A 14,558-nucleotide genomic window follows, 5' to 3' on the forward strand; every position below is an offset into this window, starting at 1 on the left:
GAAAAATTATACTAGCCTGCATTTGTAAAATCTATCAAATCATACAAATCCATTATGAATTTATTTTTGTGCTACTATCAAAAACATTGGTGTTGAGGCAAACATAATTTTTTCTTCTTCATTCCAAATTTGCTGATAAAAATTTTTATCGCAAACAAGGATTTCAAATCCAATATTTTTGAGTATTTTTTCATCCCATTCTGGGCGATGAATCTTGCTTAATGGAAGAGATTTGGCAATTTCTTCCATTTTTTTAGCATTAGGATAGAGTGTGGTCATATGATCGGGTATGCCTATTTTTTGTGTTTTTTCTCTATCTTTTTCATAAGCCTTCTTTTGCCCATCATCATAAAGCTGCAAATACCAATTTGCATCAAAGTTCAAAAATCTTCCCCCCTGTTTGAGTACTCGATGCCATTCTTTATAAGCCTTTTGAGGATGACTTAGATTCCAAGTAAGGTTTCTAGACACCACCAAATCAAAACAATCATTTTCAAAAGCAAGATTTTGAGCATCTGCTTGAAAAAAGTTTATTTTTGTTTTGTAACTTGAAGCATTTTTCTTAGCAAAGTCTAACATTTTTGGCGTGTAGTCGACAGCACTGACTTTTGCACCAAGCAAAGCAAGTAAAATAGAGAAAATTCCAGGACCACATCCCACATCTAAAACTTTCATTTTTTCAAAAGCAATGGGAGCATAGGTTTTAAAAACCTCTTGCCATTTTTTCCCTCTATGATCTAAAATTTCAGCTAGATTCTCATTTGCATAGCTTTCTGAACGATCGCTCCAATATTTTTTTATTTCATCTAGCACATTCATCCTTTTAAAATTTTACACTCGCTTGTGCAAAAAAGGATGCTCCAGCAACCTGATAATAATCATAATATCTATTATTGGTAAAATTTAAAAAACTAATATTCAAATCCAAATTATTTTTTAACACATAACCCAACCTCGCATCAAAATAAAGCTGTGTATCATGATAACCAAAAGTATGTGTGTATATAGTGCTATTGGTATCATCATTGTAAGCAGCAGATTGAAAATTTCCTGCCACCGATCCATAAAATCCATACCCCCCTCCATAAAGCAAAGCAATATGTGCCATATGTTCAGGAGTATTTGGGATAAATTTTCCTTCTATAGATGGCTTAGCAGAATTTTTTATTATTTTTGCATTTGTCCAAGTATAACTCACATTCAAGCTCAATTTTTGACCAAAAGGCTGAATATAGCCAATTTCAACACCATTTATCCGACCATGACCTGCATTTTCATTCTTAAAAGGATTAGTAATCTTACCTGCACCACTCCTATAAATAATATTATCAAGCTCTGTTTGAAAATAATAAACTTTAAACAAACCATCCAAAAATGTATTTATATCCGCACCAATATCAAAAGAAATACCATATTCTGGACGTAAATTTGTATTATATTCCCATTTTTGAGTCGAAGTACTTATCCTAAAAATCTCTCTTAAAGTTGGTACACGGAATGCTGAACCAGCAGAAGCTTTAACAACAAACCCTTCAAACAAATTATAATTAATAGAAGCTTTAGGCGAAAAAGAATTTTGAGTGATATTATTTACAGGTATTTTTTCATTTGTCTGTATATAATTATCAAAATTTTGCCAATAATCATAACGCAACCCGAGCGTTGTACTTAAATTAGGCAACCAATTGCTATCTAATTGCATAAACCCTGCTGCCAAAAACGCCTTACCACCAAATGCATTTTGTAACCCCAAATCATAATCACGCACTTTCCAATCACTCAATCCATAATTAAGCTGATCAAGCCACATATATCTTCCCTGTAAAGCTACACTCAAAATATGATATTCGAAATTCTTTGTATAAATAATATCAAGATAATTACTTGAAGTATCAATATCTTGGGAATATCCCCTACCACCAGCTAAATTTGGAGCAGGAGTTGCCGAAATCTGTGCATCCAACCAATAACTATCAAGATTTACGCTTGAAAAAGTAGTCTTAAGGGTAGCATCATTGCTAAAATTATGGGTATGATAAACTGAAGCAATATAATGTGTATAACTCCCTATACCTTCATATCCACTCCCTATAAATGGATTGTATTCACTATTGCCATAAACAGGTTGTCCTTCTAGATTCTTCAAATTACTCTTAGGGTCAACAAAATTGTAATGATGATTAGATACCGAAGCCATCACACCTGTCGTATCATTATCTCCCCAATCATACTCTAACTTGACCCTGCCATCATTAAGCACATATTCTCTCCTCCCAGTATCCCCTGCTATATATTTCCCTGCTTTATCAATAAAATATCCATCAATACCTACTAGTTTATCAAAATAACTTTTTCCTCCAAAAGCAGGCACGCTTGGATATCCCCCTGAATTAGTAAAACCATAACTTGCCTTTACTCTCAATCTTTTATCAAAAAATACATCCCCCACACTCACATAGCCACGTACTAAATTCATATCTGCTTCTCTATTCTTAAAGGCATTCCCATACCCCAGCAATGCCATACTTTCAAATTTGACAGGCATTGAAGTCATAAAGTTGACTACACCTCCAATTGCCCCAGTCCCATAGAGGCTAGAAAATGGACCCCTGACCACTTCAACACGTTCAATGTCATAAAGAGACAGTTCATCAAGGATTCTATTTTCTCCTTCTAAATCACTTAATATTATTCCATCAAGCATAACCAAAGTTCCTTTAGAAATACCTCTTATAGTAACAGCTGGACGAGGATTAAGCCCTGCATCATTAATGATGTGGATGCCCTCATAATTTTTTATAAAATCATTAACTTTCTGAGGACTCCTTTCTTTCATTTCTTTAGAGGTGATAACACTTATATTCCCAGGTGCTTTTTCTGTAGTTGTTTCTATTCTGGTAGCAGTACTGACTTGACGGTTGAGTAAATAACTTTCAGATTCCTCACCCTCCATACTTGCCATTGTGGCTAAAATTGATGCTATTGATGCACGAAAAAATTTCATTGGCGTTCCTTATTATGGTTTGTCTAAAAATAATACCATTAGTAAGAAAATAAAGAATCGCATTGGACTCTTTATGTGGTTTGTTAAAGCTTTATGAAAAGTTATTGTCTTTTCTGATGAGTGATTTCATATGTTTGATTACGGAATTCAAATACAGGATCAATAGGAGACTTTACTCCTGTAGGCAAAATACCAGGTAAAAATACATCTAAATTACAAGAACTCCCCTCAAACTTAGAAAGTTTCAAAGTGCCTAAAAAGATTTTTTTATTTGTATTTTCCCAAACCGCACTGATATCATCAACAGCATCTTTAGGATTTGCCACTAATAAATACATATAATAATTCACACTGCCTTTTTTCAAATCATCTTGAAATCTTTTTTGCAAAAAATTATCCCCAATTTTTTGAACTTCTTTGGGAGAAAGCTCAATAATTCCTGCCTGAGGAACAAAAATGATTTTAGCATTGATGAATTTATCATTAGCATTTAAGATTCTATATACATGTTGAGAATTAAACTGAACATTTGCAAGACTAATTGGCACACCAATAGTTTTGTTATATTCTAAGACTTGCTTCACACTTGGATATTTTTTTGCCAATGCTTCAAGTTCCTTATTTTTAGCAGGATCGCCAACAACCTCTAAAAATTTTAAAATAATTTCAGGAGTTTTTCCAGCATTGATAACACCATTAAGTGTTGCAAAATCCCAACTCTCTTTTCCATTTGTAAACTTTAAAGCTAAGCCATGGGCACTAAAAATATCACTAGCATTAGGATTGCCTCCTCCTGTAGAATACCTTGCCAAAACCTTAGTTTTACCTACAAGCAATGGGATTCTTACAAACTCATTGATATCTATACGTGCATCAAATTCACCACTCACGCAAAAACCTTTAGTATGATTGACCTTTTTATGCACATTGGTTTTATCCCCAAAACGTTTATAAAAAAAGTCAGCAGCTTCATTAGGAGTAACATTTTGAACAGCAAAAGCTATATTGAAAAAAAATACTAAAAATAAACAAATACCTTTCATTTGGTTGTCCTTTTATAATAAATTTCTAATAATATTAATTATTAAATATAATATTGTAACTAAAATTTTTCAGTTGGGGTCAAATCATATAAAATCAGCAAATTAAAAAAATTTGCTGGCAATCTGAACATAAAAAGAAGCTCCTGCAGTTTTATAGTAATCATAATATTGTGCATTTGTAAAATTTAAAAAACTCAATGAAAGTGATGTTTTGTTTGGAAATTCATAACCTAATTTTGCATCAAAAGTCACTCTTGAATCAATAGAACCAAAAGTATGGCTTGGTTTCTTGATATTATCAATATTTGTATAGGCTCCAGATTGTGCATTCATTTGCAAAGAACCAAAAAAACCTACCTTATCTTCTCCGCCATAAAGTAAAGCTAAATGTCCCATATGTGGAGGAATAGAAGGAATATAATGCCCATCCGTATCAGGTCTATGGATATTCTTTATTACTTTTGCATTCGTATAGGTATAATTAGCCATCACACTCAAATCACTATAAATTTTTTGATCAAACTCCAATTCTACTCCATTAATACGTTCATGTCCACCATTGATATTTTCATAAGGATCATCAACACTCCCTATACCATTTTTATAAATAGCATTAAACATTTCGGTTTGATAATAATAAACTTTAAACAATCCTCCATATCTATTCCCTTGCTCAACCCCTAAATCAAATTCCAAGCCATATTCAGGAGAAAGCAAAGGATTACTCACCTGATAATCCCCACTATGAGCATGAGCATACATTTCTCTAGTATTAGGAGCACGAAAGGCTAAGCCTATTGAACCCTTTAAAACAGTATGAGAAAATGGTTTATAATTAATAGCAAATTTTGGTGAAGGGAAAAATTTCTTAATACCTTTTAAATTCTGTTTGGTAGGATTATGAACATCAGTTATATCTAATGTACTCATATTATAAGTTTGCCAATAATCTAATCGTAATCCAAAATTTGTGCTAATTTTTCTATTCCATTTACTGCTAAATTGTGTCCAAATAGCTCCTGTCCAAGCACTGCTTTTATCTTGTGCATAAAGCCCGGTATAATCGTGCCAAAAATCTTGTTGTGTCCAATTTCCTATATAATGACGTTCATTAGAAACTGACATTATTCTTCCTTGAAGACCTATCATTAAAGTATGTTTATCCGAAATATTATTTTGATAAATCATATCCAAATAATTACTCGTAGCATTATTATCCAAAGATTCTCCAGGACCTCCAAAAATACTAGTAATAGGACTTTTTGAATCACCATCAGCAAAATGTGATACTAAATCCACAGTTGAAAACTTAGCCATCAAAGACTGATTTTCTGTAAAATAATGCTTATGTGAAATTGAAGCAATATAATTTTCCTCAAAACGAAACCCTGCCCAACCAATCCCATAAAATGGACTATAAAATCCTGAACTAGTCAATCCTCCATAAACAGGTTGTCCCTGTAGATTTTTCAAATTTGTCGTGGTTGAATTTTGATTTTCATTGATTGTTGAAATATTGAATGAAATATTTGTAGTGTCATTATCACTCCAATCATAAGCTATTTTAATATGCCCATTATTGGTAATATAACCACTACGACCTAATTTCCCTACAATATCTCCTTTTGCAGGAGTTTGACCATTTATCGTAATATTGTCAGTTGAATTAAAAGTCTTAGACATCACTGCTGGAACCCTTGCATACCCATCGCTTAATGTAAACCCATAGCTTGCCTTTACTCTTAATCTTTTATCAAAAAATGCATCACCAATACTAAAATAACCCCTTGTCCTATTTTTTTCCGCACCTCCAGAAACAATCTCATTACCATAGCCAAGTTCAGCTCTTGATTCAAGTTTAGTAGGCATTGATGTAATAAAATTAATCACACCGCCTATTCCTCCAGTCCCATAGAGACTAGAAAATGGACCCCTGACCACTTCAACATGATCGATATCCATACTAGAGATAGATTGAATAACTCGAGTTTCACCCTCAAGATCATTTAAAATCACTCCATCAAGCATTATCAAAGTCCCATAAGGAATCCCACGCATAAAAACTTGAGGTCGACCATTATATCCAGCATCTTTATCAACCTTCACGCCTGCCATCACCCTCAACATATCACTAAGCTGCTGAGAAGTTCTATCTTTTATTTCTTTTTTATCCATTATCGTGACATTACCTGGAGCATCTGAAATAATAGTTGGCATACGATTAGAAGAAGTAACCACTTTATTGAGTTGATAATCCTTAGTTTCTTGTGCTTGTGCAGAATAAACATTCCCCATTGTGATACAAATCAATGATAATAAAAAACCTTTTTTCACAACCTTAACTTCTCCTTGTATTTTGTTAATCATATTTTTTTATAAATAATATGATTAACAAAATATTAACAAAATATTATCAATATCTTGATGATTGATTATCAATGACTAAAATGAAATCATAAAGCCACTGATAAAAATTATTAAAATAATAATAGGGATAATATATTTAACATAACCAAACCAAATTTTTATCAATCCATCCCCTAAAGTATTACCACTTTTTATTTCAAAAATAGCCTCTTTTCCTAAAATCCAGCCAACAAAAATACTTGCCCCTAATGCAGTTAAAACAAAAAAAACATTCCCACTAATAAAATCAAAAGCATCAAAAATATTCTTTCCAAGAATTTCCACTCTATTCCAGGGTCCATAAGCCAATACACAAGGGATATTTCCAAAAATAAATACAAAACCCAAAGTCACAAGAATAGCATTTTTACGTCTCCATTTGAGTTTCTCTACTATTGCAGTGATGATAACTTCATAAATAGGTAAAGATGTTGTCAAAGCTGCAATAATAAGCAGTAAGAAAAAAACAACTCCAAAAAAATTCCCAAAATGCATATACGAGAAAACAATTGGCAAAGTTTTAAAAACAAGAGAAGGTCCAGAATCAGGACTCAAACCAAAACTAAACAAAGAAGGAAATATCATAAATCCTGCCATAATAGCAATACAAGTGTTCAAAATTCCAGTTGTTATAGCAGTTTTTATCAAATCTTCATTTTTATCAAGATAAGATGAAAGCGTTATCATCACTCCAAATCCCAAAGACAAAGCAAAAAATACCTGTCCTAACACTAATATAAAAAGTTTGGGTGTTATCTTAGAAAAATCAGGAGAAAGATAAAATTTTACCCCTTCAATTGCACCTGGCATTGTCAAATTACGGATTACCATTAAAAGCAAACACAAAAAAAGCAAAGGCATCAAATATTTCATTGATCGTTCAATGCCATCAATAATACCCTGAGATAAAATCAACCAATTCACACTTACAAAAATAAACGTAAAAATCCCTATAGTCATTGGAGAGTTTTCAATATGAATTGTATAAAATCCTGAAGCAATCTCTTTTGTAACAGGGGCAGAAAGATTCAAACTCCCACTTAAAATACTCACAATATAATCAATAACCCATCCACCAAGCACCATATAATATGCAAGGATGCCAAAAGATCCTAATAATCCCATATAGCCAATAATTTTCCAATACTTTGATATTTTTTTGCCTCTTATCATGCCTCCAAAAGCATCTATAGAATTCATATGAGCTCGCCTACCAATAACGTTTTCGACCAAAATAACCGGTATACCAACCACCAACATTGCTATAATAAAAGTCAACACATATGCCCCTCCTCCATTTTCTCCAACCAAATAAGGGAATCTCCAAGTAGCTCCAAATCCTACAGTAGCTCCTGCCACAGTCAAAATATAAGTGAGGCGATTTGACCAAAGCTGCCTTTTTTGCATCTATAATCTCCTTAAATATTAAAAACCCTTCATAGAAAGTATATGTAAATTAGGACTTTTAATCAAGATACTATGAATTTATCCTCTCAACACACAAGCATTTTTGAATAGTCCTTAAAAATCTCAATATCTAAACCATTATTAACAATAGCCCACAAAAGAATTCTAGCTTTTTTTGCACTCAAATAACCTCCCATTATCACACCTGATTTAATAAGTCCAATTTCAGCCCCTTCATAACCATAAGTATTATAAACAGTAGGACCATCGGTTGTGCCAGTGCAAATAACAACAGGTATTTTTTGAACAATACTACCAATAAGCCTATTTGTTTCTATATCCACATGTCCAGCTCCAAATCCTGAAATGACTAATCCATCCTGATAATCTTCAATCCATTCCAAAACTCTAGCATCTCCACTTAATGTCTGTTCCCATAAAAATATCTTTTTCTCACAAGTTGAGGGTTTTGGTAAAACCATTCTTTTTATAGCAGGATAAAAATATTCCACCTTCCCCTCAGCTATAAATCCATAGTTCTTTCCACCAGAACAAAAAGCATCTACCGAAAGACTGTGAGATTTCCTCGCCCATCTTGCCATATGAATTTTATCGTTCATCACTATCATCACACCTCTATCCCTACTATTAGGACTTATAGCACAAAGGATTGAACAATACAGATTCCTCATTCCCTCTGCTCCAATCTCTTCATGTCCTCTCATTGCACCCATTAAGATTAAAGGTTCGGGCTTATCCCAAAACAATTCACAAAAAAATGCACTCTCTTCTAATGTATCTGTTCCTTGTGTAAGGATGACTCCACTAGCACCATTTTCTACCTGTTTGACTGCCCATTGAATACTTTGTAACAATATTTCAAACTTCAAATGTCCACTAGGCAAATTAAAAAGACTTTCTCCATAAAGTTGCACAACATTGTCTATCCCATTAAGCATCCCTACAAAATCTTTCGCATCAAGTTTTGGAGCAATGCCTCTAGATTTACTTTCAGAAATCATACCAATTGTCCCACCTAAAGAACCAATCGCAACTTTTGGCTTCATTTCTTCTCCCTCAACATTCTTATTTGAAAATTCAATCTTCTTGTAAAGTTTATAATTTTATCAATTTTTTTAAGCCTGATGAAAATTTGTAAAACGCCATATAAAATAGAGGTCATTTGCAGCTTAAAATCTAAGCAAATACATCTACTTTGATTTTAGGTTATACAATCAACCAAGAAGACACTAATATCTTTTACTTTTTGCGAACATTGAAAACACAAAAATTATCAAAGATACAATCAAACTCAAGAAATATAAAATAACCAAAGATGTTGGAAAGACTAAATGTATTTGCATATAGTTAACCAAAATTGCATACAGGCAGAAGGGGAAATAGAACAATACCCAGTAACCACTACAACCAGCATCACGCAAACGACGAACATTTAAAGAAAAAAATGGCACGATGGTGATGAGGAGATAGATGAATCCAACCCATTCTATAAGTCCAAATAAAATAACTAAATCTATTAATACAAACCAATTAAATTCACTCCTATTAGCACGACCTCTAAAATTAAAATAATTTTTAAAAGCTTGAAAATAATATTCTAATTCTTTCAATTTCATTTACCTCATTAAAAATATCATCAAACACTGCAATAAAATCTTTGTGATTGGTTGTTTATAAAAGCTCTAAAGCTTGTCCATAAATTTTATAATAAAGGGTTATATTTTTATTTTTTGAAACAATAACTATAAAAATAAAAACTATCTTGAACTTTTAAAATCTGAATTATAATCTAAATGGGGGGGGGGGTAGTCAAGAAAATTTTAATGAATCGTTAATAAACAAATAAGTAAAAAATAAAAATACCTCATAAAATTAAGATTAATTCCCATAAATAGGAGAAAAAATAATTAAATATCTAAGTTACAAAATTACACAAATAGATATTTTTGAGTTTTATGGACAAAAAAATTAGAATCTGAAACTTAAAACTTAAAATCTTATCAATATAAGATTTTCATACTATGTTATTAATATAATCTCTAAAATAATAAAAATTACTTTGGATAGTGTTTTGATATTCTTGAGATAATCTTAATTCTTTACTGAAGATTAAAGGACAATTTTTAAAATAATTTTCAGTATTTTTTATATTTCCGCCCTTAGAATTAATAATTTGATAAATATTTCCTTTTGATTTGAGTTCTTGAGAATTTTTACAACTAAGCTTTTGAGCTAGTTTTTCTTTTTAATAACTGGATTAAAATGATATCTCAGTTTTTTAAAAATCCTGACATACCTAAACATCCTTAAAGCCAAATCAGAACCACTTTTATAGACTGCAATATGATTAAGCAATATTTAAGAATAAAATGCCTGAATGAGGAAATTTGAAGCTAAAAATGTGTATCAATATGTAGTGAAATGTAATGAAAGAGTATGAATAAGTAAGAAAAAATGGTGTCCTCGACGGGATTCGAACCCATGACCTTATGATTAGGAATCATACGCTCTATCCTGCTGAGCTACGGGGACGATTGCATAAAAAAACCGCATTCAAGCTTTTATAAGCTTAAAATGCGGTAAAAATTATTTTTTTGCTTTGGCAACGAGATCTTTAAGACCTTTACCTGGTTTGAATTTTGGAACCATTTTATCAGTTGTTTTATAAGTTTTATTACTTCCAGGAACTTTGCCTGTTTTGCCTTTTTGAAGAACTGTTTCAAATTTTCCAAAACCTACAAGCTCTACACTTTGTTTTTTTGAAAGAGCTTTTTCTACAGCTGCTACGAAAGCATTTACTGCATTTTCAGCCTCTTTTTTTGTAGAGAACTCGCCTGCTTCTTTTACGAAGTCTACAAATTCTGCTTTATTCATAATAAACCTCCAGTTTAAAATAGGAATTTTTTTGTTTTTATTCAAAACATACTTATTCTACATATATTTTGTTTTAAAATCAAGTATTTTAGGGAATTTTATAAAACTTATTGAGAATTTTGCGACTTTTTAAGACATTTTAATATAAAATACCATTCAAAAACACTCTATCAATAAGGACATTAAATGCCTATAAAAGTTGCTATCAATGGAACTGGAAGGATTGGTCTTTGTGCAAGCAGGATTATTGGACTGAGAGAAGACATTGAGCTAGTAGCTATCAATACAACTGCTGATATTGATACCCTCTTACACCTCATCCGTTATGATTCTGTCCATAGGCACTACAATGCTCAAAAAATTGATGAGGATACATTGCAAATTGGTAAAAGTAAAAATGTAAAAATATTATCTGATAGAGACCCTGCCAATTTGAATTTTTCTAAATATGATGCTATTGGAGTGATTGAATGCACAGGTAAATTCAACTCTTTAGAAAAATCTTCTATTCATATAAAAAATAATATCAAAAAAGTCATAATTTCTGCACCTGCAGACAATACTCCGACTTTTGTCTACGGCGTAAACCACACTTCATATAAAGGAGAAAGTGTCATATCAAATTCTTCTTGCACTACTAATTGTCTTGCTACTATTGCAAAAGTCTTGCATGAAAATTTTGGTATAGAAAATGGCTTGATGAGTACAATCCATAGTTATACCAATGATCAAAATATCCTAGATGTCAAACACAAAGATATTCGACGTGCTAGAGCTGCTGCACTCAATATGATACCAACAACAACAGGTGCTGCTAAATCAATCGGCCTGATCATACCAGAACTTGAAGGTAAACTCAATGGATTTTCCATCCGTGTACCTACCGCTGATGTAAGTTTGGTAGACTTGAGCGTGAATCTATCTAAAAAAACAAATAAAGATTCTATCAATGAAATATTCAATTATGCTGCTCAACATTCAATGAAAGACCTCATCAAAATAGATGAAGATAAATGTGTCTCTAGCGACTTTATCGGATCACCTTATAGTGCGATTTTTATACCAGACAAAACGATTGTTGTCAAAGAAAAAAGTGCAAAAATACTCGCTTGGTATGACAATGAAATGGGTTATAGTCATAGACTTGTAGATATGAGCATATGGGCTTTGACTCACTAAATTAAAATGTTAACTTTCAACCAATATTTTGATAAAAATCCTGAACTTAAGCATCTATCTCACCCAACCAAAAAAGCTCTGGATAATGTTTTTGATATTATTTGTATGGAAAGACAAGAAAAAAAAAGTGCTTATTTTGAACTCCCTTTTGAAAAAAAAGCACTCCAAGATTCTATAAACTATATCCAACAAAATCAATCCTTTTTAAAAAATATCAAAAATATCGTTATTATTGGGATAGGTGGCAGTTCTTTAGGGGTTAAGGCAATTGAGGGTATTTTATCGCACTTGCCCTGTCGGAAAGATATTTTGTTGACATTTTTGGAACATACCGATCCAATTGAAATTGAAAAATCTCTCATTGAAATTGAAATGAACAACTCATTATTCCTTATTATTTCAAAATCTGGCACAACAATTGAAACTTCATCTTTGATGAAATATGTTATTGAACGTTATAGTCTCTTGGAAAACTTAAATAAAACCCATCTTGTATTTATCACTGATGAAAACTCTCCACTTCATTTTTTGGCTAAAGATGAAAATATTAATGTTTTAACTATAGACAAAAATATTGGTGGAAGATTTTCAGTTTTAAGTACTGTAGGCATATTCCCACTAATGCTCTTAGGATATGATGTAAAAGCACTCTTAAAAGGAGCTGGGGATTTTGAAAAAAGATTTTTTGAACGCAAAGAAGAACATTTGCTTAAAAAAGCTATTTTTTTAGCCAAAAATCGCGACCGATTCCCTATCAATATACTTTTTTCTTATTCAAGTGCTTTTAGGGATTTTAATTCTTGGTATGTTCAATTATGGGGAGAATCATTAGGTAAACTTGATATTTATGGTAAAAAAGTTGGGCTAACCCCTATAAGTCTTATAGGTAGCATTGATCAACACTCTTTTTTACAGCTCATCACACAAGGATTAATGGATAAAACTATCACTTTTATTAGCCTTAATCGCAATAAATATACCGAACCTATCATCCCTAATATCAAACTCAAATACCTAGAATCTACAGATTTTGTAAACAAAACCTCATTTGCAAAATTACTCAATCTACAACAAATAGCTACAATGGAGACTATACAAAATGAAGGTATCCCTACCGATCAAATTGAAATTGACGAATTATGTGAAGAAAGCATAGGGAAACTCATTATCTATTTTGAGTTACTCACCTCTTGTGTAGGAGGGATTTTCAACATCAATTCTTATGATCAACCTGGTGTAGAATTTGGAAAAATTCGCCTCCGTGAAATGTTTTAAAAACTTATCAAAAGTTTAAATTTGTTAAAATCTCAAATAAATTTCAATCACTTAATTTAATTGCTAATTTTTTAAGGAGACAAAATGCTACAAGTAGCTGGTATTACATTGATGCAACAAACAAAAAGCATCCGTGATATTGATATCAATGATAAAAAAATACTCATTAGAGTAGATTTTAATGTCCCTATGGACAAAGATTTCAATATTTCTGATGACACACGTATCAGAGAGGCTTTACCAACTATCAATCATTGCATTGATAACAATATCAAATCAATTGTCTTAGTCAGTCACTTAGGACGTCCAAAAGATAAGAATCCTGAATTTTCTCTGATTTATGTATTAAAGAGACTTGAACGACTATTAGGAAAAAATGTCGCTTTTGCTGACAGTATTGAATCTGCCCAAGTCCTTCAAAACACATTGCCAAAAGGCAGTGTTATTTTGCTAGAAAATATCCGCTTTTACGAGGGAGAAGAGAAGAACTCTAAAGATTTGAGTCAAAAACTTGCTAGTTTATGTGATGTTTATGTCAATGATGCTTTTGGAACTAGCCATCGTGCCCATGCAAGCACATATGGCATAGCAGAATTTGCTAAAGAAAAGGTTGCAGGGATTTTACTCAAAAAAGAAATTGATTCTTTTGCCAAAGCTTTGGCAAATCCACTCAAACCTGTATTACTCATCGTAGGTGGAAGCAAAGTAAGCTCAAAGCTTGAATTATTATCTAATATCTTAGATGTGGTTGATAAAATCATCATTGGTGGTGCAATGAGCAATACATTCCTCAAAGCAATGGGTTATAATATGCAAAAATCTTTCACAGAAGACGCTCTGATAAAAGATGCTATCAAGATACTAGAACTAGCAAAAACAAAAAATGTCAAAATCTATCTACCTGTAGATGTTGTAAATACAGATAATATTGAAGAACATAAAAATATCAAAATCACCCCTTCTCAAGATATACCTGAAAGCTATATGGCAGTAGACATAGGACCAGCAAGCACAAAATTATTCACTGAAGTTATCCATTCAGCCCAGACAATTATCTGGAATGGACCTTTAGGCATTTATGAGATTTCTCAATTTTCACGTGGTACATTTCATATTGCACATTCTATTTCTGACACCTATGCTTTTTCTCTGATTGGTGGTGGTGATACTGCTGATGCTATTGATAAGGCTGGTGAAAGAGATAATATGAGCTTTATTTCTACAGGTGGTGGGGCTTCATTAGAATTACTTGAAGGTAAAATCCTCCCAGCATTTGAAGTCTTGGACAAAAAATAAGATTATGAGGATAATTTTGGTTTTATAAACTTGTTGGAAATTTTCTTAATAAA

At 32.1% G+C, this 14,558-nt stretch carries 11 protein-coding genes and 1 tRNA gene; 3 read left to right on the forward strand and 9 right to left on the reverse strand.

The window, feature by feature from the left end:
- Positions 1–60: 60 nt before the first annotated feature.
- From BKH44_RS01525 to BKH44_RS01565, 9 genes are all read right to left on the reverse strand, one after another.
- Complete coding sequence (locus BKH44_RS01525; RefSeq protein WP_219349878.1) at positions 61–813, reverse strand: class I SAM-dependent methyltransferase; 753 nt, start codon at positions 811–813, stop codon at positions 61–63.
- Positions 814–823: 10 nt separating this feature from the next.
- Positions 824–3,004 carry a TonB-dependent receptor gene (locus tag BKH44_RS01530; RefSeq protein WP_095269417.1) on the reverse strand — a complete coding sequence of 727 codons (2,181 nt, stop codon included), beginning with the start codon at positions 3,002–3,004 and terminating at the stop codon, positions 824–826.
- Positions 3,005–3,105: 101 nt separating this feature from the next.
- Positions 3,106–4,047 (reverse strand): catalase, encoded by a 942-nt coding sequence (locus BKH44_RS01535; RefSeq protein ID WP_095269419.1) that lies wholly within the window; start codon positions 4,045–4,047, stop codon positions 3,106–3,108.
- A 102-nt stretch (positions 4,048–4,149) separates the two neighbouring features.
- Positions 4,150–6,381 carry a TonB-dependent receptor gene (locus BKH44_RS01540; protein WP_180674076.1) on the reverse strand — a complete coding sequence of 744 codons (2,232 nt, stop codon included), beginning with the start codon at positions 6,379–6,381 and terminating at the stop codon, positions 4,150–4,152.
- A gap of 108 nt (positions 6,382–6,489) precedes the next feature.
- Positions 6,490–7,860 carry a sodium-dependent transporter gene (locus BKH44_RS01545; RefSeq protein ID WP_095269423.1) on the reverse strand — a complete coding sequence of 457 codons (1,371 nt, stop codon included), beginning with the start codon at positions 7,858–7,860 and terminating at the stop codon, positions 6,490–6,492.
- 86 nt (positions 7,861–7,946) lie between these two features.
- On the reverse strand, positions 7,947–8,927 hold the full coding sequence (locus BKH44_RS01550) for an asparaginase (RefSeq protein ID WP_095269425.1): 981 nt from the start codon (positions 8,925–8,927) through the stop codon (positions 7,947–7,949).
- Positions 8,928–9,110: 183 nt separating this feature from the next.
- Positions 9,111–9,497 (reverse strand): DUF805 domain-containing protein, encoded by a 387-nt coding sequence (locus tag BKH44_RS01555; protein WP_095269427.1) that lies wholly within the window; start codon positions 9,495–9,497, stop codon positions 9,111–9,113.
- An 839-nt stretch (positions 9,498–10,336) separates the two neighbouring features.
- A tRNA-Arg gene (locus BKH44_RS01560) sits at positions 10,337–10,413 on the reverse strand.
- 54 nt (positions 10,414–10,467) lie between these two features.
- Positions 10,468–10,755 (reverse strand): HU family DNA-binding protein, encoded by a 288-nt coding sequence (locus BKH44_RS01565; RefSeq protein ID WP_095269428.1) that lies wholly within the window; start codon positions 10,753–10,755, stop codon positions 10,468–10,470.
- 186 nt (positions 10,756–10,941) lie between these two features.
- On the opposite strand from BKH44_RS01565, the gene gap reads away from it, so the two are divergent.
- The 3 genes from gap (at position 10,942) to BKH44_RS01580 (ending at position 14,505) form a co-directional block, all read left to right on the forward strand.
- Complete coding sequence (gene gap / locus BKH44_RS01570) at positions 10,942–11,934, forward strand: type I glyceraldehyde-3-phosphate dehydrogenase (RefSeq protein ID WP_095269430.1); 993 nt, start codon at positions 10,942–10,944, stop codon at positions 11,932–11,934.
- A gap of 6 nt (positions 11,935–11,940) precedes the next feature.
- A complete protein-coding gene (locus BKH44_RS01575; protein WP_095269432.1) occupies positions 11,941–13,209 on the forward strand; it encodes a glucose-6-phosphate isomerase in 1,269 nt (422 codons plus the stop codon).
- A gap of 84 nt (positions 13,210–13,293) precedes the next feature.
- Positions 13,294–14,505: a phosphoglycerate kinase gene (locus BKH44_RS01580; protein ID WP_095269434.1), complete on the forward strand. Its 1,212-nt coding sequence runs from the start codon at positions 13,294–13,296 to the stop codon at positions 14,503–14,505.
- The last annotated feature ends 53 nt before the right edge of the window (positions 14,506–14,558 follow it).

This window comes from Helicobacter sp. 13S00477-4, from assembly GCF_002272785.1.
GTDB lineage: Bacteria > Campylobacterota > Campylobacteria > Campylobacterales > Helicobacteraceae > Helicobacter_J.